The sequence below is a fragment of the Salinibacter sp. 10B genome (assembly GCF_002954405.1).
GTDB lineage: Bacteria > Bacteroidota > Rhodothermia > Rhodothermales > Salinibacteraceae > Salinibacter.
The window spans coordinates 946,673-970,474 of the sequence record NZ_MQWC01000004.1 but is presented as its reverse complement, the minus strand read 5'-3'; the positions used below and the strand labels follow the sequence as shown (position 1 = coordinate 970,474).

18 protein-coding genes are annotated in these 23,802 nt (G+C 58.4%); 13 read left to right on the top strand and 5 right to left on the bottom strand.

Annotation, left to right across the window (positions count from 1 at the left end):
• Positions 1-32 precede the first annotated feature (32 nt).
• Genes BSZ35_RS04265 through BSZ35_RS04250 form a run of 4 tightly spaced genes read left to right on the top strand, consistent with a single transcriptional unit; the run spans position 33 to position 5,196 of the window.
• A complete protein-coding gene (locus tag BSZ35_RS04265) occupies positions 33-2,258 on the top strand; it encodes an EAL domain-containing protein (RefSeq protein ID WP_105011283.1) in 2,226 nt (741 codons plus the stop codon).
• Positions 2,255-2,680: a response regulator gene (locus BSZ35_RS04260; RefSeq protein WP_105011282.1), complete on the top strand. Its 426-nt coding sequence runs from the start codon at positions 2,255-2,257 to the stop codon at positions 2,678-2,680. The genes BSZ35_RS04265 and BSZ35_RS04260 overlap by 4 nt, the downstream gene beginning before the upstream one ends.
• 24 nt (positions 2,681-2,704) lie before the next feature.
• Complete coding sequence (locus tag BSZ35_RS04255; protein ID WP_105011281.1) at positions 2,705-3,805, top strand: HEAT repeat domain-containing protein; 1,101 nt, start codon at positions 2,705-2,707, stop codon at positions 3,803-3,805.
• On the top strand, positions 3,802-5,196 hold the full coding sequence (locus BSZ35_RS04250; protein WP_258096067.1) for a glycosyltransferase family 2 protein: 1,395 nt from the start codon (positions 3,802-3,804) through the stop codon (positions 5,194-5,196). Before BSZ35_RS04255 ends, BSZ35_RS04250 begins: the two co-directional genes overlap by 4 nt.
• A gap of 85 nt (positions 5,197-5,281) precedes the next feature.
• Here the strand turns inward: BSZ35_RS04250 and BSZ35_RS04245 are convergent, their stop codons facing one another.
• The 3 genes from BSZ35_RS04245 to BSZ35_RS04235 form a co-directional block, all read right to left on the bottom strand.
• Positions 5,282-5,665, bottom strand: a complete 384-nt coding sequence (locus tag BSZ35_RS04245) for an Mth938-like domain-containing protein (protein ID WP_105011280.1) — start codon at positions 5,663-5,665, stop codon at positions 5,282-5,284.
• A gap of 110 nt (positions 5,666-5,775) precedes the next feature.
• Positions 5,776-7,200, bottom strand: coding sequence for a GGDEF domain-containing protein (locus BSZ35_RS04240; protein ID WP_105011279.1), 1,425 nt, complete (start codon positions 7,198-7,200; stop codon positions 5,776-5,778).
• 137 nt (positions 7,201-7,337) lie between these two features.
• Entirely contained in the window at positions 7,338-8,573 is a 1,236-nt protein-coding gene (locus tag BSZ35_RS04235) for a KamA family radical SAM protein (RefSeq protein WP_105011278.1), read from the bottom strand.
• A 143-nt stretch (positions 8,574-8,716) separates the two neighbouring features.
• On the opposite strand from BSZ35_RS04235, the gene BSZ35_RS04230 reads away from it, so the two are divergent.
• A complete protein-coding gene (locus BSZ35_RS04230) occupies positions 8,717-10,321 on the top strand; it encodes a tetratricopeptide repeat protein (protein WP_258096066.1) in 1,605 nt (534 codons plus the stop codon).
• Positions 10,322-10,461: 140 nt separating this feature from the next.
• Here the strand turns inward: BSZ35_RS04230 and BSZ35_RS04225 are convergent, their stop codons facing one another.
• The gene (locus tag BSZ35_RS04225; RefSeq protein ID WP_105011277.1) at positions 10,462-10,671 is read right to left on the bottom strand and encodes a cold shock domain-containing protein; all 210 of its coding nucleotides are present in this window, start codon (positions 10,669-10,671) and stop codon (positions 10,462-10,464) included.
• 489 nt (positions 10,672-11,160) lie between these two features.
• Between BSZ35_RS04225 and BSZ35_RS04220 the strand changes: the two genes are divergently transcribed.
• Positions 11,161-11,679 (top strand): type 1 glutamine amidotransferase domain-containing protein, encoded by a 519-nt coding sequence (locus BSZ35_RS04220; RefSeq protein WP_105011276.1) that lies wholly within the window; start codon positions 11,161-11,163, stop codon positions 11,677-11,679.
• Positions 11,680-11,722: 43 nt separating this feature from the next.
• Here BSZ35_RS04220 and BSZ35_RS04215 read toward each other — a convergent pair whose 3' ends face one another.
• Entirely contained in the window at positions 11,723-12,121 is a 399-nt protein-coding gene (locus BSZ35_RS04215; protein ID WP_146109997.1) for a hypothetical protein, read from the bottom strand.
• A gap of 987 nt (positions 12,122-13,108) precedes the next feature.
• Between BSZ35_RS04215 and BSZ35_RS04210 the strand changes: the two genes are divergently transcribed.
• The 7 genes from BSZ35_RS04210 (at position 13,109) to tssA (ending at position 23,687) form a co-directional block, all read left to right on the top strand.
• Positions 13,109-14,296 carry an FHA domain-containing protein gene (locus tag BSZ35_RS04210; protein WP_105011274.1) on the top strand — a complete coding sequence of 396 codons (1,188 nt, stop codon included), beginning with the start codon at positions 13,109-13,111 and terminating at the stop codon, positions 14,294-14,296.
• A 57-nt stretch (positions 14,297-14,353) separates the two neighbouring features.
• Positions 14,354-14,827, top strand: coding sequence for a type VI secretion system lipoprotein TssJ (gene tssJ / locus BSZ35_RS04205; protein WP_105011273.1), 474 nt, complete (start codon positions 14,354-14,356; stop codon positions 14,825-14,827).
• A 118-nt stretch (positions 14,828-14,945) separates the two neighbouring features.
• Positions 14,946-16,301, top strand: coding sequence for a type VI secretion system baseplate subunit TssK (gene tssK, locus BSZ35_RS04200; RefSeq protein ID WP_105011272.1), 1,356 nt, complete (start codon positions 14,946-14,948; stop codon positions 16,299-16,301).
• Positions 16,302-16,336: 35 nt separating this feature from the next.
• Positions 16,337-17,068 (top strand): type IVB secretion system protein IcmH/DotU, encoded by a 732-nt coding sequence (gene icmH / locus BSZ35_RS04195; protein ID WP_146109996.1) that lies wholly within the window; start codon positions 16,337-16,339, stop codon positions 17,066-17,068.
• Positions 17,069-17,124: 56 nt separating this feature from the next.
• On the top strand, positions 17,125-20,700 hold the full coding sequence (gene tssM / locus BSZ35_RS04190) for a type VI secretion system membrane subunit TssM (RefSeq protein ID WP_146109995.1): 3,576 nt from the start codon (positions 17,125-17,127) through the stop codon (positions 20,698-20,700).
• A gap of 46 nt (positions 20,701-20,746) precedes the next feature.
• Positions 20,747-21,721, top strand: a complete 975-nt coding sequence (tagF, locus tag BSZ35_RS04185) for a type VI secretion system-associated protein TagF (RefSeq protein ID WP_105011269.1) — start codon at positions 20,747-20,749, stop codon at positions 21,719-21,721.
• A 277-nt stretch (positions 21,722-21,998) separates the two neighbouring features.
• On the top strand, positions 21,999-23,687 hold the full coding sequence (gene tssA, locus BSZ35_RS04180) for a type VI secretion system protein TssA (protein WP_181149174.1): 1,689 nt from the start codon (positions 21,999-22,001) through the stop codon (positions 23,685-23,687).
• Positions 23,688-23,802: the final 115 nt, after the last annotated feature.

Genomic DNA, 23,802 nt, shown 5'->3' with positions numbered 1-23,802 from the left:
TACCCACACGCCTACGCAGCACCACAGTTCGAATGACGTATCCTCTTCCCGACAACGAAGACGAGCGGCTGGACGCGCTTCACCAACTCCAGGTTCTGGATACGGCCCCGGAAGACGCGTTCACGCGCCTTGCCGATATTGCCAAGGCAGTGTTTGATGTAGAGTTTGCCGGGATTAGCCTGCTGGCAGAGGAGCGGCAGTGGTTTAAGGCGGCCTGTGGGTGGGCGATCACCGAGACCGATCGGGAAGAAGCCTTCTGCGCGCACGTCGTAGCGGATGGAGAGGTTCTGGTAATAGAAGATGCTCGTGCTGAGCGTCAGTTTGCCGATCTTGCGCGTCGTGCAGGGGAGGGAGAAGACGCTGCGGAAGAAGAGGCCCTCCAGTTTTACGCGGGGGCTCCGCTTACGATCGAGGACTCCTTGCACGTGGGCACGCTCTGCCTCGCAGATGATGCCCCCCGTTCCTTCGGAGCATCGGAGCGGGCAGTGCTGGTCGCGCTCGCGAACGTCGCTGCTGACCTGTTGAAAGCGCGTCGGCGCAACTACGAGGCCCGGTATTTAAGCTCCGCGTTGGAGCAAGTCGACGAGGCGGTCGTCATCACCGAGGCAGAGCCGCTTGAAGCACCGGGACCGGAAATTCGATGGGTCAACCAGGCATTTGCGGGGATGACCGGGTATTCGCCCGACGAGCTTCGGGAAAGCACGCCTCGACTCCTTTACGGAGCGGATACGGATTACGAAACCCTGGAACGGGTGCGCGATGCCCTGAAGGAAGGAGAGTCCGTTCGGGCGGAATCGGTGTACTATCGAAAAGATGGTACGCCGTACCTTGTGGAGTGGGGAGTGGCGCCCGTGCGCGATGCGGAGGGACGTCTTACGCATCTAGTGTCCGTCCAGCGGGACATCACTGAGGAGCGAGAACAGCAAAGCGAACTCGAATTTCAGGCCACACACGATACACTGACAGGACTGCTCGGGCGGGCCGCCCTGGAAACGGCCGTGCAGGACCTTCTCGATTCGGCCGACGGCGAGACCGGTGCCCTTCTGTACCTGGACCTCGACCGGTTCAAGCAGGTCAACGATACGCTCGGGCATGCCGCTGGAGACAAGCTCCTGAAAGAAGTAGCCGATCGATTGCGAGGAGCCGTTCGAGAAGAAGACCGGGTGGCGCGGCTCGGCGGTGATGAGTTTGCGATTCTGCTACCGTCGGTGCAGGCCCCGGAGTCCGCCACACAAGTGGCGGAGCGTCTCGTAGAGGCTCTACGAGCCCCGGTGGAGGTAGAGGGGCGGGACGTTTTTGTGGAGGCGAGCATCGGAATTGTGTTCGGGGCCGGGCCCTACAGCTCGGCCGCGTCCTTCATTCGAGACGCCGACGTGGCGATGTACCGGGCCAAGAACGTGGCGACCCGCTCCATCATGCGACACGAGCAGGCAATGACGGAGGAGTTGGGGGCTCGATTTCGACTTGATGCGGACCTCCACCGCGGAGTCGAACAGAGCGAATTCGAGCCCTTCTTCCATCCCATTGTAAATCTGGAGGAAGGCACGCTTCACGGGTTTGAAGTCCTGGCACGGTGGCGGCGCAACACGGGAGAAATCGTTACACCGGGAAACTTTCTCGGGGTCGCCGAAGAAACCGGCCTCATTGTGCCCATTGGGCACCAGGTCATCGAAGGGGCCTGTCAGGTGCTCAACCGCTTGCAGGCAGCACACGATGGGGACTGGACGGTGAGCCTGAGCGGAAATTTTTCCCGCTACGAGTTTTTTCGCCCCGAAACTCGCACCTTCGTTGACGACGTGCTTACGCACTATGACATTGCGCCGGAGCAATTTACGATGGAGGTAACCGAGCGGGCGATTGAAGGGAATGGGGCCGAAAACTGGGAGGAGGTGGAGGCCCTCCGTGATCTGGGCATTCGAATGGAGATTGACGACTTTGGCACGGGGTTTTCATCTCTGCACTCCCTCCTCGAATTTCCCATTGATGGCTTAAAGGTGGACAAGGCCCTCATGGATGAACTGGAGCGAGGCGAGAACGGCCGAGAGCTGGTCCGGTGCGTCGTGAAGATGGGACGCACGCTCGACCTTACTGTTACTGCTGAGGGCATAGAAACAACTGAGCAGCTGAAGGCCCTTCGAGAATTCGGATGTCCATTGGGACAGGGCTATCTCTTTTCGAAGCCGCTCCCGGCCGGGGCGCTTGAGGCCCTTCTGAAGGAGACGCCCTGGCAGGTCCATTGGACGCCGGCGATTGAATGACCGAGACTCAGGAGGAACGCCTCATCCCCAATGTATTGATGGAGGCAGAGATGCAGAACGTGCTCCTTGCCATTGAACACGTCCCCACTGCCGAGCTGCTGGCCGATCGGCTAGAACGCCACGACGTCACTGCCGTGCGGGTGGCAGAGGGAGAGGCAGCGCAGCGACAGGTGGCGGACCATGACGTGCTGGTAGCGGAGGCTCGGTTGCCGGGACGAACCGGCCTCGAACTGTTGCGGCGCCGGCCGCCTCTGGATCCTCCCGTTATTCTGATCGGACGGCCAGGGAACGATGAAGAGGTGGTGCGTGCCTTCGAGCTGGGAGCTGCCGATTATCTCACGCGCCCGTTTGCGCCGCGGGTGGCAGCAGCCCGCATCCTGCGGTTTTTGACGTTTCGGGAGCAGTTGTCATCCGTTGCTTAGGTCCTATTGCAGAGAGGACACGTCATGGTCTCCGATTTTCCCGTGGAGCTTCCGCCTGTTCTGGACGGACTTTTGCAGAACACCTCTGGTACACTGGCGCTAGTGATGGCGAGTGCTGCCGTCCTGACGATACTCTCTGTCCTTTTCGCGGGAGGGGCAGTGGTGCTTCGCCTTGCGACGGCATATCAGAAGCGAAGGAAGCGCCGCGAGGAGGCGCAGTGGAAGCCGATGCTATTTGATGTGATGGCGGGTCGTCAGCCGCCTGAGGTGCTGGCGCAGGCGGTGCGGCAGAGACAGCGAGAGCGCTTCTTGACCTTTCTGATGCCCTACGCAACGACGGTGAAGGGGCAGGCGCTGGAACGAATTCGGGCAGTGTCCACTCCTCTGCTGGCCCCGGTCCGGCGAGAGCTTCAGTCCCGACGGCCCACACTACGGGCCCGTGCGGTCCAGCGGATTGGGCTGCTTGGAGGGGCCCGCTTTGCCGACGCTCTGCGTGATGTTCTCGACGATCCGTCGGACGATGTTGCGGGAAGGGCCTTGCGACGGCTGGCGACGCTCGGCGATCCGGAAGACGCCTCCTTGTTGTTAGAGCATCTGGACCGTCTTGTCCACATGGATCGGCGGCAGATCACCTCCGCTCTTGTCGAACTCGGGGAAGAGGCGGCGCCCGTGTTCCGAACAGCTCTCGCGGAATCGGAACGGACGGCATTTGTGCGCATGCTTTGTGCCGAAACGCTCCGGTGGCTCGGGGATGTGGAGGCCGTGCCGGTGGCGGTACGAGTCTTGGAGGGGGAAACAGGGGAGAATCCTGAGCTAGTGGCGAGCCTCCTCCGGCTCCTCCGCCGGCTAGGACGACCCGAGCAGGCCAGGGTTGTGCGCTCGTACTGCACGTCGGACGTATCATTCGTTCGCATTCATGCCGCGCGAGCCCTGGGCCAACTTGGGAGGGAGGAGGATGCTTCTCTTCTTGCTCGTCTTCTGCGCGACGACGACAACCGGTGGGTTGCCCTTACGGCCGCGCGAAGCCTGATTGAGCTCAATTGTACGGAGCCCCTCCGCCGATTGGGCAACTCTACCCATGCCCGCTCTTCACTCGCCCTGGATCTCGTGCCGTCCGTCGCATGATTGACACTACGCTGCAGTGGGCCAACTATCTGATGCTCGGGTATTTTATCCTGCTCAATTCAGGATACCTGTGCCTCTGTTTAGTGACCATAGGGGCGATGCTGCGATACCGGCGGGTGTTGGAGGCCTTTCAGCCGGAAGAAGCCCTGGCGTCCGAAGCCCTCCCCCCCGTCACCCTTATTGCACCAGCGTACAATGAAGAGGCGACCTGTATCGAATCGACGCGGGCCTTTTTGAGCATCGATTATCCCAACTTTGAGGTCATTGTGGTGAATGACGGGTCGACCGATCAAACCCTCGCGCGGCTCAAAGAGAACTTCGACTTACAATCCGCTGATCGTCCCCCGACGTCCCAACTTTCGACCGCCGAAGTGCGCGACGTATACCGAAGTCAGATCCACCCCAATCTGTGGGTGGTCGATAAGCAGAATGGAGGGAAGGCCGACTCGTTAAATGCTGGCATCAACTACTGCAATACGCCCTTCTTCTGTGCTATGGATGCGGATACGCTGGTAGAGGGAGAAGGACTCGTGCGGATGGTGCGGCCGTTTCTTGAGGATCAGACGACGGTGGCTGTGGGAGGCATCGTACGGGTGGCGAACGGGTGCACTGTGCAGGCTGGTCGCGTGCGGGAGGTGTCGATGCCGAAGGAGTGGCTTCCGCGGTTGCAGGTGCTTGAATATCTCCGCGCGTTTTTCTTCGGACGCGTAGGGTGGGATGCGCTCGGGGGAATGCTCATCATCTCTGGTGCCTTCGGTCTCTTTCGGCGAGAGACCGTGGTGGGGGTCGGAGGGTATCGCACCGATACAGTCGGCGAAGACATGGAGCTCGTCGTGCGGATGCATCGTCGGCTCCGAGAAGACGACGAGGACTATCGGGTGCGCTTTGTCCCTGACCCTGTAGCTTGGACCGAAGTGCCCTCCACTCTTCGTATCTTGGGCAGTCAGCGCGATCGGTGGCAGCGAGGTCTTGCAGAAACGATGGTTCGCCATCAGCGCATGTTGCTCAATCCGCGCTACGGTCGTGTGGGGATGCTCGCGTACCCCTTCTTTTATTTTCTGGAGACCTTTGGGCCGGTCCTTGAGCTTCTTGGGTACATCCTCTTCGTCGTGGCACTGCTGAAGGGGGCGATCTCCGGGCCGTTTGCCATTGCCTTTTTCCTGGTGGCATTTGTGCTCGGCTTTGCACTATCCCTCAGTGCAGTTGCTATCGAGGAAGTATCATTTCGCCGGTATGAGCGCACGGGTGATTTCCTGCAGCTCCTACTACTGCCGCTGGTTGAGACCTTTGGGTACCGACAGTTGAATTCGTGGTGGCGGATGAAAGGACTCTGGTCCTACCTTCGATCCAAGGAGGGATGGGGGGCGATGGAGCGCAGCGGATTCGGGTGAAAGAAGGGGAAGGGAAAAAGACCTGGACCGATGCGCGGGGGCCGGGCGAAGGGGGCTCCTTGCATCGTCTGGTTGTTGGTACGACCTAGCACGTCGAATGGAAGAGGCCGCCCACTGGCACGCCCGATTCCCGGAGTTCATTGTAGCGCTCCACGGCGTCCTCGGTTTGAAGCACGTATGTCTCTACGCCCACTTCTTCGAGCATCTGAAGGGTTTCGGGCTGAACCTGCAGGCGCTCATTCATTCCTTGTGACAGAACAACAGCCTGCGCCCCATGCTCCAGAAGCTCCTCGACGTCGGCGGGTTGGATGCCGGGCGTGTGAGAGGTGCCGGTTTCGTTCCAGTCCCACGCCCGTCCGCCGCCGGGATACAGCTTGGCGTCTTTGAACGTCGCAGACGGATCAGCAGTCTCAAGACGACCCCATGAAACGTCCGTGATGCGGGGCGACCCGTCGGTCGTGTTCGTCATGGCGGGGATAGTGGGTTGTGAAAGTGAACGTGGCATCTAAACGTGCACTTCGTCAGGAGGATTCCGGCCGGGACCGATGCATCCGCCTCCCCTGTTCTGGCCACGAGCAGCTACGCTTTGATCGCGCACTCTCCCGTCTCGTAGGCCTCGAGAAGGGCTTCCGTTGCATCCCCTCGCAACTCCTCGGGGGTATGGCGAGCATCCCGCACGGCCACCCCGATACTCACGCCTCCTTCGAGCTCCCCTGTCTCCCGAGCCATGGCGTCCTGCAGGTCCAGGGCCCAGACCTCGACGGCCTCCATCTCGCGTCGCAGAAAGATGCCGTATGTAAGCTCCCCAAAGCGTTCGACCCGTTGGCCAGGGGCAAGATTTTCCAGCCGGGTGCGAAAGTGATGTTCGGCGCGCTCCACGGCCGCTTCGCCTTCGCGGGCGATCGACTCGTACCGGTTCAGGAGGACGAGGACCAACGCCAGGGGATCGGACGCCACGTCTGCGGCTTCCATCTCTTCGGCGATGATTTCACGGCGTGGCCGAGGCGTTCCGTCCCGCTCCGGTGGTTCCGTTCCGTTTGCCGGATCAATCGCGCCCTCCTCAGCTTGTCCTTGCGGCGTCGGCTCCGGCTCCATTTCTGCTGCCTCTACCTCTTGAGACGACGCAGAAGTCTCTTCGGCTTCTTTAGCGTCCAATACGCTTCCCACCGTTTCTGCATAACGTTTAAGCAGGGAATGGACCTCAGAGGTATCGAGCTCCGTCTCGGCCGTGGCGTCGGCCAGCAGAAAGACGGACGCCGAGGTGTCCGGACGCGACAAGGGAGCAATGGCAACCTGTGTGATGTCCGGAGCCGTTTCGTAGTAACGGAGATTGTCACGATCCCCCTCATCCAGGGTTCGGATCGTTACCGGCCGTCGCGACATTGAGGCCGACAGAAGTGGGGACTGTGTTTCGAAAGAGCCGTCCTTCTGTACATTGGATTGCAGGCTTGCGAGGGCTGCGATCTGATAGTCGAGAACGACTTCTTCCTGGACGAGCAGGCAGACCGTCTGCGCCCCCACGGCGGCCCGAAGCGACTCTAGAAGCGGGCCGAGCACCGGTCGATCGTCGGACTGGACGCTCTCATTGTTTTCCGACGGGGACTCGGGGGGCGTGCCTCTCCGTTCGGCCCGGCGCTGATCGAGGCGTTCTTCTTGTGGGGCTTGTGAGTTCTCCGGGGCGGAATCATCGGCGTCCGTGGAAGAGGCGGGGGAGGGATTCTCGGCGCCGTCCTCGTGCGACGGCCCCGAGGTGCCGTTGGCGCCTCCTTCTCGGTCCTGCGGACGCACGTCCATGATGCCAAGGTCTTCGAGTGAATCGTCCGGGGGATCCATAGATTCGGCCTGCGAGGACGAGTGCTGAGATGCGATCCAGAAGTACCGTCCCAACAGCCCCAGTGCCCCGAGGAGGGGTACTGCAGCGGCGGCGTAAAGCCAGGGCTGATCAAAGACGAATGCGAGGACCGCAGCCAGTACGGCGACAAGGACGAGAAGAACGCGAAGCATGCGACGTGCAAGGGTCGGAGCACCCCAGTCGGTCGAGGATAGGAATCAAACTTGAAGGTATCCCGACCTGTGATTAATGTCAACAGATCCGTGGCTTTTTCCGCAATAGTCCCGTGAAACGAGCGCACATATCCCGTTCATGCCCTGTGTTCGGGTTTTTCGGGATGGGAGGGCGCTCCGGGTTGGGCGTGGACGGCCGGTTCTCGGAGGGGAATCGTGTCCACGTCGTCTGGTAGCGACACGGAAGGCAGCTGAAGCGGAAGCTCGTCTGCACGCGCCACGGGATTGGGTTCGGCCCACAACGTGCCATCGTACGTTTCCATGAGCACATGGTCGTCCGCGCGTCCCTTTACGTAGCTGCGGTTGAGGGGCACTTTGCCGTGGGGCGTGTCGAGGACGTAGGTGGGAATAGCAAAACCGGAAGTGCGGCCCCGCAGGCGCCGCATGATGTGCATTCCGACCTCAATGGGGACGCGCAGGTGCCGGGTTCCCCCGATGATTTGTGCCTGGTACAGGTAGTAGGGGCGTACGCGCATCCGAACGAGCCCTTCGTTCAGGGCCTTCATGGTTTCCGGGTCATCATTGATCCCGCGCAAAAGAACCGTCTGGTTGCCTACCGGCACGCCCGCCTGTTTCAGTCGATGAATTGCCCCGGCGGCTTCTTCCGTTAGTTCTTTTGGGTGGTTAAAGTGGGTGTTCACCCAGATGGGATGGTACTGCTCCAAGAGATTGCACAAATCGTCGGTGATGCGGTAGGGCAGCTTCACCGGCATGCGCGAACCGAAGCGGATGAGTTCGACGTGGTCGATGGCTCGTAGCCGGCTCAGCAGCCACTCCAGATTTGCCTCGTTGAAGGTGAGTGGATCGCCGCCGGTGAGGAGCACGTCGCGAATTTCATCGTGCTCGGCAATGTAGTTGAGGGCCGCCCGGTGTTCGTCGGTACGCATGAAGAAGTTGGCATCGCCGACCATCCGCTTGCGCAGGCAGTAGCGGCAGTAGACGGCACACTCGGCCGTGACGCAGAACGCCACCCGATCCTCATAGTTGTGGATCAGATTCTTGACCGGGGAGTGCCCCGTTTCGTCCAGTGGATCCAGCTCCTCAACGATGTCAGTTGCCAACTCGTCCATCGTAGGCACCACCTGGCGCCGAATGGGGCAGGCTGGATCCGCTTCATCCATCAGCTGAGCGTAGTACGGTGTGATATTCCACCGAAAGACCTCGCTCGTCTTTTCAATGGCTTCCCGCTCCTCGGCCGTCGGTTCAATCCATTCGTTCAGTGCCTCAACACTGTGGATGCGGTTCTGCATCTGCCACCGCCAATTCGTCCACTTTGGGTGCTCGGGCGTGATCTGTGCAGCGGACTCATCCATCTGAAGTAAATGTGTCTGACCAATTCACAGGGGAGATGCAACTCGCCGTTTCCGTCGTTTGCTCTTCCTTCTCTCATCGAACCTTTTTTCAGGTTGGATGTTGGGTTCCGGTACGCTGCTCTCTCGACAATCGCTCTGCCGCCATGCGTTCCGCTCGTGGGTGTATTTTCATCCTTGCGCTCTGCTTTCTTGCTGTTCCGGCGCTCGCCCAGGAGGCCAACTACGGCCAAACCGAATTTGCGAACTCTGGTGCGTCCGAGGCACAGGAGCCGTTCCTTCGGGGCCTTCTCCTGTTGCACAGCTTCGAATATTCCGAGGCTCGGGCAGCGTTCCAGAAGGCGCAAGAGATCGATCCGGACTTTGCGATGGCCCATTGGGGCGAAGCAATGACCCACAACCATCCGATTTGGATGGAGCAGGATCGCGACGCCGCCCTTCGGGCCCTCCGGGAATACGCTTCGTCTCCAGAGGCACGCGTGCAAAAGGCGTCGACCGAGCGTGAGGCCGCCTACCTGCGGACCCTCCACGTTTTGTATGGAGCTGGCACGGACGACCCGATGTCCAAGGAAGCACGAGATGACGCCTATGAACAGGCGCTGCGCACCCTTGCCGATCAATACCCGGAGGACCTCGACGCTCAAGCCTTCCATGCCCTCTCGATTCTTGGCACGGCGCACGAGGGCCGCGACTTTTCCACCTACATGCGCGCCGCCGCCATCGTCGAAGAGGTGTTCGACGAGAATCCGCAGCATCCCGGTGCTGCCCATTACCTGATCCACGCCTACGACGATCCGGTGCACGCGCCGCTCGGTCTGCGCCCGGCCCGAGTGTATGATGACATCGCCCCCGCAGCACCACACGCTCTCCACATGCCCTCGCACATCTTCTTCTCGCTTGGCATGTGGGACAAGGGGGCCGCGTCGAATGTTGATTCCTACGAGGCTGCACAGGCGAAAGCAAATGAGGCGAATGATGGGCTCAGCGGCGGAGGGTTTCATGCCTTGCACTGGCTGCACTACGCGCGCCTCCAACAAGGCCGCTACGAGGAGGCCCGGACCGTCTTTAACACGACGAAGGCCCACGCCCTGAATGCAAAGGTGAACACCGGTTATGCTGCCTATATGCAATGGTATCTGCCGGTCGCCTATGTCGTAGAAACACAGCAGTGGGACCGGTTCGGGGCCCTACTCGACGACATGAAACTGAACGTCGACTCGCTCGATACTCGCGGGGCGGTCACCGTGCACGTGGGACGGGGCCTTGCCGCTGCGAAGCAGGACAATCTCGATGCTGCGACGGCGGCTCTGGAGGAGGCCCGAGACGCCGCAGGTCAATCGGATGACGATGACCTTCGGATCCAGATCCGTGCGCTGGAGGGAATCATCGCCCTACAATCTGGCAACTCCGAAAAGGGCCTCACGCACCTGAAGAAAGCAGCGGCCCTTGAGGCGAAGAAGCCGCTAGACTTTGGTCCGCCCTTCCCCATCAAACCGGCGCATGAAATGTATGGGGAGGCGCTTCTATCCCTCGATCGTCCGGCGGAGGCGCTGTCCCAATTCCAGGCGACGTTGGAGCGCTATCCCGATCGCGCGCTCGCCCTGAAAGGAACGGCACAAGCCGCAGCTCGGGCCGGTCGGTCCGAGGTGGCGCAGCAGGCACGGGCCCGCCTGTCGTCTCAATGGGACAGTGCTGACGCCTCGGTTCGCGACCAATTGTCGTCGCTGTCTGTCAGTGAAGCCGGGAAATGACTCCGGTTGTGGGCCTTCCGGGACTTCGAACTGAAGCGGCTTCGGCCCCAACCCGACTCCGAATGAGGGCAAAATAGAAAAGCCCATCCCGGCGAGGGATGGGCTTTTCACCTCAATGCTGGTAACCGGAAGACGGTCGGTTATCCAACAGGCGAGGCATTGATGGCGCTGAGGCCCTTCGGGGTGCGCTCGGTCTCGAAGGCCACGTCCTGTCCGTCTCGCAGATCCTCGCCCATTGTGCCGCCGGTAATGTTGTTTGCGTGGAGGAAAACGTCTTCGCCTCCGTCGTCGGGCTCGATAAAGCCATATCCCTTCTCGCTATCGAACCACTTAATCGTTCCCTGTTGCATACTGGTGTACCTTTGTTGTCGTGTAGAAGCTCCCGCTCGGTCGTCGTCGGTTCACGTGAGACAGGTCCCGTCTAGACAACGTAGCCTGACAGAGTGGGAGTACAGTGTGTGATTGTTGCTAGCGTCGCACGCCCCCGGGAACCCACAGTTCCTCCCGTGTCTACATTCCTGTCCCTTCTTCACTTATTCGCCGTTTCCGACCCAAAAACGTTGCTCGTCGTCCTGAATTCCTGCATGTTCTCCCTCTCGGACGAGCGACGGGCCCAGACGTGGGTCTCGGTCTCAAGAACCGTTTTGATGGATAGCTGGTCTGACAATTGGAGAAGGGGGGCGGACGGGGCGTGTACTTCATGATGGACCTCAGCGATCTGTGGAATCGGTCTTTTCCTTTGGGGTCTTCTAACGTTCGTGTATTATACGTGTACCATAAAGGGGGCATTCCTTTGCCGTCCGTGCTACCCGATATTCGTGTTCACACTAATTTCGCCTATGCGTCTGTCCGACCATCGCATTGCTGTTCTCCTCGACAGGTCCTTCGAAGATTTAGAATTCTGGGTTCCCGTGATGCGATTGCGGGAGGAAGGGGCCGATCTCGTCATCGCGGGACGCGAGGCCGAGACCGCATTCACGGGCAAGCACGGCCTCAGCGCGACAACAGATGTTGCGGCCGAAACCCTGGACGCCGAAACTCTGGACGCTGTCGTAGTGCCCGGCGGTTGGGCGCCAGACAAGCTCCGTCGGGACGAAGGGGTGATCTCTCTCGTGCGCACCATGGATGCGCAGGGGAAGATTGTGGCTCAGATCTGTCACGCAGGACTGGTGGGCATCTCGGCTGGAATTGTTGAGGGGCGTCGGGCTACAGGCAGCCAGGGCATCAAGGACGACCTAGTCAACGCCGGGGCGACGTGGGTGGATGAGCCTGCCTTCCAGGACGAAAATCTGGTGTGGGGACGCGTGGTACAGGATATCCCGGCCTTTTGCCGGACCCTCATATCGGCTCTGGTCTAAATTGAGGCCTACGAGAGCAACGCGTCGGGGTCCGTGCGGAGGGCTACCGGGCCTGTTCTCCAGTTTCAATGATCCGATCGACTGCCTCCCATCCTTCGACCTCGTCCTCGTCGTCCGCATTGTCGGACTCAACGTCGAAGTCGAGGGTGTGGAGCAGGTCGAGACGGGTCTGGTACTTCTGAATCAGGGTGTCGGATGACAGGTCGTCCTCTTCGATCAGCCCAATTTCCTCGCAGATCATGTCGATGGCACGGGAGGCCACCATTGAGGGGGAGAGTCCCAGGTGCAGTGACACCTCCATCAACTGATGGGCAAGGTCTTCCGGAAGTGTCAGTTGCAACTCTTCTTCAGCGGCTTCGTCTTCAATGGCCTCCGTCTTCTCCTCGGAGGGGTCATAGAGCGTTGGGTCTTCAGACGTTGTGTTGGAGGCGGAAGTGCTCATAACCTCAAGGGGAATCGTCAACGGAAAAGCGTGAGAGCACGCAAACATCATTTCTACCGTATGCGCCCGACGATGAGAGAAGATCGGGCTCTGTACAGGGAAAGGCCGCTCTGGGCACGGGTCTTTTTCACGTACGACGGGGCTCTTCAGGAAGTCAATCTTGCGCCTCAACGTAACCGTAGGATCTGGAAATGAGCCCAACTACCGTCGAGGCAAGCATCGTCGGAACTGGGTACAGAGTAAAGCACAACTTCCATACCGAGTATTGCCACGGATACATTACGGAGGCCGTCCGAAAGTCGCCACCCAATTCACATCATTCTTCCTTCTCACAAGGGGACAATTGTCGACGGAGGGTAGGGTTGTCGGATGGACGTCGATTCGAGCCCTCTCGTTTGGAAATTGACGGGGCTCAGGTCTTCGATCCGAGTGCGCGACGGAGACAGGTGCTTTGTATTTGGCGGGCCTGTGGCTTGGATGCCGATCGCAGTGTGCACGCCCCACTACAACCGCTGATCGGTGTGCAATCACCCGTAGTAGTCCGCAGCATTGAGCGTCATTAGGTGAGATCGGGGATAACCTGTTTTCATGTGCGCTCTTCTGCACAGCCGATGCCGATATCTTCGCAGAGAAACCGCAGGTCAGAGCGTGTACGTCTGCCACCCGCGGTAAGGACCCGGTTCACCGTCGTTGCGGCCCCGCGAAGCTCACGTCGTGTGACATGAAGACAGCTTCCGAGGGAACTGTTGCAGTTCTAAAGGGCGAGGGGCGCTTCAGCCTGACCAAAGCGCGAGGCGGGAGATCTGGGGGCAGGGGGCGCTAGGCCAAATCGATTCGTGAAGGGCTGCTTCGGCGCTTTAAGAAAGCATTTATTTCTGTGACCCTCTTGATAACCTTTATTTATGCATTATATTTGAGTGTTATGTTCTACAGCATAGTATAAGGTTTGGGTTCGTTGCAACACTGCGCTCAAAACCGAAGACGGGTATGGCTTTGCGGCTCTCTGTGTCTATGGAGGAAGGAGAGCACGTCCCTTCGCAGGAATATGTATTTCGGAAGGATCGAATTAGCATTGGCCGTGGACGGAAACGTCATCTCATGCTGCCAGCACCTTGGGTACGGTCCACGCATGCCATTGTGGATCGGGCGTGGGGAGGGTACCGGCTACTCGTGAGCGGATGGGATGAAATTACGTTCTTGAATGGCGAACGCATTGTAGACGAGCAGCCCTGTCCATTGCGGGAAGGAGATGTACTCCGTATTGGTCCTTTTTGCATTGAAGTCCAGTTTCCGGATCGTCAGAGAAAGGGAAATAGCAAAGAGCGAAAAAATGAGAACCCATTCGATGAATCCGTAGACGAGCTTCTCAAGGCCCTTACGTCCGTATCGGAAGCGTACGTACGGACGTCGGCTCTCGTGCGCGATGACGCTCTCAAGGAGGCCTTGAGTTCAGTCCCCGAAAGGATTCTCGCACATCCGGGGGTACAGAAAACGCTGGAGGGACTACAGGAAAAGAGGACGCCGCCTAATGGCAACGCATCGTCCGAGACAACGCGTCCTCGGTCGGAAGAAGAGCATGCTCCGTCCATCGGGCATCATACTCAGGCCGGAAACGACGTACGAGTACGGTCTGATGTGTTTAGGGTACTCACAGAGGCGCTGGCGACGATGTTGGAGCTCCCGGCCCGCTTTCGGTATGAGTTCATCGGTCATCCCCTCACGCATCCCCCGAGGACGAGATTTCTATACGAAGGAAGTGGCCTGAAAATCAGACAACGTCTGACGGATGCGACGATGTCGGTGCGCGAGCGAACCAGGCATTTGTGCTATGTGGAGGAGGCAGCCGACGCGGTCGCTCGTCATCACGTGGCCGTTATTCGAGGGTACAAGACAAGTATCATGACCGGGATGAAGGAGGTGCTTCAGCAAATCGATCCGGACGTGCATGAGCAGCCGGGGGGCGACGGACATCCGATTCTTGATCGTCTGCCCATGCTGTCCAGTGCCAGAGTTCTTGAGCGGGTACGCGAGGCCTGCCATGATCTATTGCAGGACGACTGGTCGGTGGCAGAGCAACAGGTATTCCGTCCTGCGTTCGCGAGGGCATATTTGGCACACATGACGTCCCCCCACACGCCGAATGATGGCGCAGGGCGACTCAATGCTGAATCTTGATTCCCCTCGTTCAGCAGCGGTTCAGATCTGCGTTTCAGTTTCTCAGCTCGTTTCGTGATGAGATATTTCCTCATTGTTCTACTTGCAGCGGCGTGCGTTTGCGTCGGGTGTTCGGAGCGTCTAACCGTTGCTATGACCGGGGCGTCCGCCATGAATAATGGAGGCAACGCGGCGGTCGTGAAGGTCTATCAGCTCAAAGGAAACACCAACTTCAAGAGGGTGCCCGTCTCGGCCTTCTGGCGAGATGACAGGAAAGCCCTTGGGGGAGAACTTCTGGGCTCGCCCCGGAAAGTGACACTTTATCCCTCCGACTCCACGACGATAGAGTTTGAGCTCGTCAAGAAGGCGCAGTACATCGGGGTAGCTGCTAATCTCCGCAATCCCGATCGGGAGGATTGGCGATCGATTCATCCGCTGGAGGGAATGGGGGACCGCGTCTCAGTGACAGTGGAAGAGCGGCGCGTGGCGGTCAACGTGGAAGAAATTGGGTTCTTCGGTAAGGCGCTGAGTCTGATCTCGGAGGGAAAGTAGGGGCCGGGGGAGGCATGCTGGACTGAGCACGTTGCGTGGCATGGGCCTTCCGAAGAGTCCGTAGCAGCGTGCCCAGTCATTCTTCGTATTTGGAATAAGTAGCAGCGAGACTGCACCTATGGCGCAGGATCGAAAACGAGTCGTTTGGTTCGAGGGAATGACCCTCGATCCACATCATTTCCAGCAGTGGGACCGGCACCACCAGGAGGTGCTCAATACTCGTCTCCAGGAGATTGCGCCCGACGGGTGGGGCATGTCTCATTGTCAGATTGATCGGGAGCGGCTGGCCAACGGAGAATTCTCGCTCCAGGAGTTTTCAGGCATCATGCCGGACGGATTGGTCTTGGACGTTCCGGGCACTAGTCCCGTCCCGCAGTCGCGAAGTGTGCAGGAGCATTTTCCAAGTACGGAAGAGCGAATGCGGGTACTGGTTGCCGTTCCTGCGCATCGAACGGGGGGGCGAAACGTACAGTTGCGGGGCAACAATGGGGTTCGAGATCCCCGGTACATTGCCGAGAGTTCAAGCATTGAGGACGAAAACAGTGGGGAAAACCCGCGGCCCGTTGAGGTCGCCCACACGAACGTCCAGGTTCGATTCGAAAGTGAATCGCAGCGGGGATACAGTACGATGCCGATTGCTGAGGTCGAGCGGTCGGGAAGTGGGTTTGCGCTAAACCGCACATTCGTTCCGCCCTGCCTCTCGATTGCTGCCTCCGAGCAACTCAGTGAGATTGCTCGGCAGATGCTGGAGTTGCTCGTAGCGCGGAGTGCGGATCTCCGAGAGTACAAAGAGGACGCCTTTGCACAGCGAGAGCTGGCGCCCTCGGACATCCTCTCGTTGAATTTGTTGGGGACGCTGAATGCGTACATCCCCGAGATCCGTCATTATCACCTCCATAATCAGACCCATCCTCGTCGGCTATTTCAGACGCTGGCAACGCTTGCGGGTAAGCTATGCACCTACCTCGACGATGCGCCGGTAGAGCCTCGGGGAATACCAACGTACGACCATGCGAGTCCAGGCAGGGCATTCAATAAGATCGAGGAGATTCTGCGAGAAATGCTTGGGGAGGCAACGCCGTCGGCTGACTACGAGCACATCGATCTCCAGCAGGCACGAGAGAACGTATACACCGGCTCAGTGAAGCAGGCTGTCATTGAGAAAGCACAGTTATTCTTAGTGACTCGGAGTGAGCAGCATTCGGAGAGCGAGTTGACCGAAGCGATGCCCCGGATGCTCCGCGTGGCGTCGCCCGATACCATTGATGACGTTCTGCAAAGTTACACGCAGGCTTTAAGCGTGGAAGCGACCCGGCGTCTTCCGGCCAATATGCCGGTTGACAATCAGGCGACCTACTTTCGGCTCGAAAAGCGGGGGCCCTTCTGGGATTCAATTCAAACGGAAGGAGGCATTGCCATCTTTGTGCCCTCTGACTTTCAAGACGTGGATGTGCGACTCATCGCGGCTCGTTGATCTATCTGTTCACGCTTCATTTCTCCCTTTTCCTCATGACCGCAGTTCAATCTTCCGCTCGTCCATTGGCGTCGAACGTGTTGTCGACAGACGTGACCGAGGAGCGGTTGGCGGAGTGTTTGGCTCCATGTTTTACGTACGCCTTAAAAATACAAACGAGTACCGCCTTGGGGGCACCAGACGAACTTCGACGCGACATTAAAGAGGTATTGAGTCAGTGCGAGAGTGATGCGCAGCACGTAGGGTTCAATACGGAGACGATTGCGGAGGCGAAGTTTGCTGTGGTAGCGCTCATCGACGAGACCATCTTGTCGTCCAGCTGGTCCGGAACAAGTCAATGGATGAAAACTCCGCTTCAACTTGAATTCTACGACCAGTTCGACGCCGGAGAGGTCTTTTTTGAGCGGCTGCACGAGCTAGCCGAGCGACCGACGGAAAACGCTCAGATTCTTGAGGTCTACTATCTCTGCATGGTACTCGGCTTCAAGGGGAAATATCAGCTTCAAGACCAGGAGCAGCTCCGGGAATTGGTTGAGTCGACCGCACAACTGCTCAGTGAAACTCCAGAAACGCGGACCGACGAGCTCGCTCCCCACGGTCAACCTCGAGATCCGACAGCCACAGAAGTCCGGCGTACAATTCCAAGTTGGGTAATTGCCGCTGCTGCGATCCTTCTAGGGGTGTTGCTCTACGGGGGAATGTATCTCTACGTCACCACATCCGCACACGAAACGGCCCGGGTGATTAGCCAGATGAGCGCAGGGTAACCGGGGCTCTCTGTCGTTTCCGTCGTGTGCTGTATCTGCAGATCCGAACCAAGCTGATGTTGAGTATACTCAAGAGTCGATATTTCTGGACTGGAGTTGGGCTCTTCCTGGTTGGCGCGCTGGCCCTTGTGGTCGGGGCGTGGCTGGACTGGTCCATGGTCGTTCAGTTGTCGATTGTGATCGGGGTTCTTTTCATTGGCCTCGTGTTCGTGATCGTTGAATTTGTGCGGGCCAACCGCAACGCACAGAAGATTGAGCAGTCGATCACGATGCAGACCGATGGGCAGCGGCAGGAGGCAGGGAGCCAAAAGCAGGCTGAGATCGACGAGCTGGAGAGTCGGCTCGAAGAGGCGATTGCGACGCTGAAAGATTCGAAGCTCGGTCGGGGACGACGAGGAGAAAATGCGCTTCATGCGCTGCCCTGGTATATGTTTGTCGGGCCACCGGGCGTAGGGAAGACGACTGCCATCAAAAATTCGGGGCTCAACTTCCCGATGGGGTTTGAGGGCGTGCGGGGAGTGGGGGGCACCCGAAACTGCGACTGGTTTTTCAGCGATCAGGCCATTCTTCTTGATACGGCCGGGCGCTATATGACCGAAAAGGAGGACGAAGAGGAATGGCATGCCTTCTTAGAAATGTTGAAGGATCGGCGGAAAAAGCGGCCCATCAACGGGGTAGTCGTCGGGATTAGCATGGAAAAATTGGTGGGGGCGGACCCGGAAGAGATCGAGTGGCATGCCGACAACGTCCGCCGTCGCCTCGGTGAGCTTGTAGAACGGTTGGAGGTGCGGTTTCCCGTGTATCTCGTTTTTACGAAGTGCGATCTGCTCCAAGGGTTCGTCGACTTTTTTGGGGGGCGGCCACGCTCGGAGCGGGAGAAGATTTGGGGGGCTACGTTGACGTCAGAGCAGCGGCGGGAGCGAACGCCCCGCTCGATATTTGAGCGCGAGTTCGACCGGTTGTACGAATCACTAATCGGCGAGCGAGACGTTCGGTTAAGCCGGTCCCTCACACCGGATGAGCGCCGACGGGTGTATGTCTTTCCTTTAGAGTTTGCTGCGGCGAAGGAAAACCTCGCGCTGTTTGTCGATCAGTTGTTTCAGGAAAATCCTTATCAGGAAAACCCAGAGTTTCGCGGGTTCTACTTTACGAGCGGGACTCAGGAGGGGGCTCCTATCGATCGAGTGCTTCAATCGATGGCCGGAGAGGAGGCGGCTGAACCGGTAGTCGCGGCTGAAGGGGAGGAAAACTCGGAGACGAAGAGCTACTTCATCAAGAACCTGTTCACAGAAGCCATTATCCCCGATCAGTATCGGGTGCAGCAAACCTCGCGCTCTGCGCGGCGGGGACGCCTCCTGCGTTGGGGCGTTGGGGTGATGTCGGCAATTCTGTTAGGGGTTTTCGTCCTCTTTGCCGGGCAGGCTGTGGTGCGAAGTCAGGTTGGGTTTGGACGGATTGAGAAGGCGGCTCGCGATGCGGCAGCAGTGGATTGGGAGCATCAATCAAGTGTATCGGGCCTAGAGTCCGTCGATCACCTCCGGTCTTCAATCGTGCGTCTGGAGCGGTACGAGGAGGATCCTCCGTTGCTACGGTGGGGGTTTTACCGCGGAGGAGTTCTTCTGGAACCGGCCCGAGAGTTGTTTGCAGAAACGATGCGTCCGCTCGTTCGAAAGCAGTTCCAGAGGCTTGAGCGACAGCTTCGACAGTCGAAGACCATCTCGGGATCGCTTCAGCAGGAGAGACGGCTGGAGTTGCGGGAAGCGCTTCGCGCCTACCTGCTGCTGTCGGAAGAAGTCCAACGACTGACGGATGAACAAGAGCGGGTCTTTCTGACGAGCTACCTCACGTCCGTGGCAACCACCGATTCCGGGGACGTGGCCACGGCCCAATTCCGACAGCGAAGTGGGCAGGTTGAGGCCCAGATCGGGCGATATATTCAGCAGATGAGTCAGGAGAGTGACCCCTTCCAGGCTGAATCAGCACTCATCCGTGACGTCCGTCGCATGATCTATCGAAAGCCAACGGTTGGCAACCTCTACGCCGAAATCAAACAGGAGGGCAAAAACAGCCTGCGTCCCGTTCGATTGTCCGACGTCTTGCGAGAAGGAGGAGGTGCCGTCTTCTTTGCTACGTCCCCGAGCGTCTCGGGCTTCTTCACGAAAAGGGGGTGGAATAGTTATGTGAAGGAGCGGATCGAAAAAGAGGCAAAACATCCAGGGAAGGGAGACTGGGTTCTCGGCAATCAGCCCGATAACGTGTCGGGGGAGTTGAAGAACGAGGAGAAGATTGTTCAGCAGCTTCGCGCGCGGTACTTTCGAGATTATGCCTCGGCCTGGAAGAGTTTTCTACGCAGCGCCGAGTACCGGTCCTTTGAACGGGTGGGGGAGACGGCACGAGCGCTTCATAAGCTGGGAGATCCGTTCAACTCTCCGTTGCTCTACTTACTGGCTCGGGCCTCTACGGAAACTCAGTTTGCAGCATCTATGGCCGGAAAGGCCAAAGGACAGCTGAAGAAGGAGCTGAAAGCGCGTGGACAGGCGAAGATCCGGCGTCGGACGCGATCGACAGGAGGGCTCGGCAGTCCGACGAATGAGGAGGGAAAGCCGATTCATCCGGTTACCCGGCAGTTCATGGGGCTCCATCGGTTGCAAGCAGAACAGGCTGCAAACGGGGAGGCGTCGGCCGAGCTTACGCGCGCACTGAAGGCCATTGGGCGAGCTGGCCGGACGCTCGACAAGGTCGCAGATTCTCAGGGACGCGCCACCGAAATTGCGGTTCGCGTTCTGAGTGGCGACAGCGAGCTACGGTCGGGCCTCACCGCAATGCGGAATGGACTTGCACAGCTCGATTCGCGGGCTCGGCAGAACCTCTTCGATCAGGCGATTTTGGAGGCTTGGGAAACGATACTCCAGACTGCACAGCAGCGTCTTGAGGAGCAGTGGCGTCGGAAGGTGTATCGTCCCTATCAGCGGGACCTGAAAGGACGGTATCCTTTTGCGGTGAGTTCTCAGGATGTCTCTTTGGCTGACTTCGAGCGTTTTTTTCATCCGCAGAATGGGCGAGTAGAACTGTTTGAAAAGAAGGAACTGAGCCCCTTTCTGGAGGAGGGGGGACGCGAGCCGAAAACCTGGGAGGGCCGGGGCCTTCAGTTGTCGTCGTCCGTCAAGCAGTTTCTTACGGACTCCGAGCAGATCGGGACTCATCTCTTTTCGGGGGGGAGCCTTCAGGTTCGCTTTGAGCTTGTACCGGAGCTTCCGAAAGAACAAGGAGAGGCCCCTGCGGCGAGTCAGGTATACATCCGAATTCACGGTACTTCCCAGACGTACCAGATGGGATACCAGCCGACGACCACGTTTGTATGGCCGGGTGATCGTGGAGCGCGGATTGTTCTGAATACCCGAGCAGGATCTCTTCCGCCCAAGCAAAAATCCGGGGTATGGGCGTGGTTTCGTCTCCTCGATGATGCCTCTGTTGACCCGCGGTCCTCAAATGAGTACTGGCTTCGGTGGGTGTTTGAGAGGGGCGACCAATATTCAATTGTAACCCGATACACTCTTCGCTCAGAAAAGCCCCAGCGCCTTTTCTCAGACCCGATGGGCTTTTTTCATCTCACGGTTCCCAAGCGACTCTGACGGTCGCGATTTCGGGGCACTCCTTTGTCTTGTGGATTGCTACTCCATGCACGTAAACACCGTCGCCTGTCTTGGCAAAATGCCTACTCACGGAGACTTTGTTCAGCATCGAGCGAGTACTCCTACGATGCGCACCCTGGACCGCTGGGTACGCAAGGGCCTTCATCATGCGCGGAAGCACCGTTCGTCGCGGTGGGAGGCGGCGTATGATGAGGCCTCGCCCAGGCGGTTTCTGCTCTGGGGGGTAGGGACGAAAGTGCCGAATGCATTGCTCGGTGTGCTCGCGTCGAGTCGAGACGAGGATGGGCGGACCTATCCGTTCATCGTTGCCTGTGAGATCCCGAAGCATGCTCTTAGGCCCCGTTACTTTGCGTATCTTCCTCCGCGAGCGACCTCTTTTTTTCAACGAGCCGGTGAAGTAGTAGATCGTGCAGTCACGGGAGAATTATCTCGGAGCCGGCTGAAGACCCGGATTGAAGCGTTAGAGGCCGGTATTCCCGTCAAGTCGAAAGTGCCTCCCGACCATAAGAAGTATCTTCAGCAGAAGACCTTGGGGGCATTTCTAGAAGAGCTCTTTGGACACTTCGGAAGCAGCGGGAAATATCAGCTGTTCAGCACGCTCCTCGACGTCGTGCCCCCCCTTCAGAATTGTTCGACGTCGCGGCTGGATCGCGGGCTTCGCTTCCCAATCTCGGTTCCGACTGAGGTTCGGCCGAGTGTGATCGCGTTCTGGATGGGAGTGGTGCTGCACTTGCTCAACTATACTTCCCTTTCGTTATCCGTCTTCTGGACCGCTCCGTCCGCCCGGCCGACACCGAATGATCTTCACCTGTATCTAGGAGATCCACACCCACGTGCGTTCTTCGACGTGCTTGCTCCCAGTCCCTCGGACCCGGGGGGCGTGCTTGCGGATGCACCAGAGAAAACGACTGCTGAAGCTGCCCTCTCCATCCCGGACAAGTATGGAAATATGTTGGAGAGCGAAAGCGTGCGGTTGTGGGAGTTTCTCCATCAGCTTTGACTTAAGACTAGTGGACCGTTACAGATGAACATGCGAATTGAGGCCGCGATCTCAAAATTTCCAAATTACGGCACGTCATTTCGAGCAAGGATATCTCAGATGTCCATCGTCGAGAAATATCCCTACCGAAGTCAATGGCTTTTGAGAGGCTCCTCGGCTTTGGCAATCTCAGATTGCCACGCTCGGAGCGACCTGCCAGGGGAATTTTGAGATTGCTTAGAACAGATAAATGACGTGTAACAGTTCACTAGATTCCGAATCGATCATTACGAATGGTATGGGGAATTTGGATACGGCTGCTGTTGAGGAGGGCGCCTCCGATGATTCAAATCCGGAGGACTCTGCATCTGTGCTTGAAGCGAACGTAGACGTGTCGTCTTCGCCGTTCCTCACGGCGTTGCGCAGCCCCATCCGTGAGGACGCACCTGCGGGCGAGGACGTGCTCTATGGGGAGGACTTTCAGCAGCTGAAGACGGAGATCAACAAAATTAGCTCAGCGGCCGGGACGGCAGACTACGATCAAATTGTTGAGCTCGCACGGACGGTGCTCACGGAGCAGTCGAAGGACCTACGCGCGGCAGGATACCTCGTAGTTGGAGAAGCACGGGTGAATGGGGTTGAGGGGGCCGCCGAAGCGGTGCAGGCCCTTCATCTTCTCATTGACGAGTACTGGGAGAGCCTCTATCCCGAGAAATCGCGAATGCGGAGTCGAGGCAATGCCCTACAGTTTGTAGCGGACCGATTGCCGGACTGGATACAGGCTGTGTCTATCGAAGCGTCCGACCGCGAAGCATTGGTACGCATCTCGGATGTGCTTGAGGACATTCAGGCCTTCAGCATGGAGGAGATGGGAGAACATGCACCGTCTCTGAGTGGGCTTCTGAATGATCTCGAAGACGAAATTGATGAGCTGCCCGCTCCCGAGCCGTCGCCAGACGATGCCTCAGATGAGGAGCCCGCGGCATCCGAAGGAAACGAGGCCGACACAGAGCAGGCGCGATCGACGGAGGGGGCTCCGGAGCCCGAGACTATTGCATCGGAGACTGATGCGACGCAGACGATTCGACGAACCGCGACGTACTATCGAGGCGAGAGTCTCAAAAGCACGATCTCGTATCGTCTCATTCGCGCGGTCCGATGGGGGACCATGCAATCGCTTCCTCCGAATGAGGGAGGGACGACCCGTTTTTCGCCGCCCCGTGATCAGCGCCGGAAGTATCTTAAGGGTCTCTTGGAGAAGGAAGCGTACGAAACGTTGGTGGAAGAAGCGGAGTCATCGTTTCAGGGGGGGACCTTTCACGTCTGGCTTGATCTACAGCGGCTCGTGGCCGCCGCCCTGAAAGCATTGGGCCCCCAGTACGAGGAGGCACACACAGCAGTTTTAATTGAGCTTGCCGTTTTCGTGGAACGGTTGCCCGAAATGGTGTCCCTCACGTTTAAGGACGGGACCCCGTTTGCGAGTGGTCTCACGCGGGACTGGATTGAAACTGAGGTTCACCCGCTTTTAGAGGGAGAACCTCAGGCGGGAACGCAGAACGAGGAGACTGAGGGTGGGGCCGTCGACGCAGACTATGAAGAGGCTCGGAGAGCTCTCGGGGGCGGGGCGCTTGAGGACGCACTGGTCATTCTTGAGGAAGGATCAAGTCAGGACGCATCGAAACAAGAGGCCTTCCGCCGACGGCTGTACGTCGCAAGTCTCTGTGTAAAGGGAGACAGACCAAGGATTGCACGAGCGCTGCTCGATGAGTTGGTCGCCGATGTTCAAGAGCATAATCTCAGTGTATGGAATCCTGCACTGGCGATAAAAGTGTGGTCGAACCGCTATCAGTGCTACGATCAACTTGCGGAGTCCGCTCCAGACGACACGGCACAGTCGTTTCGTAGAGAAGCAAATGCCTCCTTCGAGAAAATTTGCCAGCTAGAACCGACGAAGGCGGTGTCGATCACTGCTCACCCTACGTCCTAATGTGTCCTCGGCGGAGCGCCTCCATTTCTCGACGACGAAAGAAGGACGGAGGGCGTTGCGTACACGGATTACAAATAATGTTAACATTCATTAGGGTAAATCAAACTTGAATTTG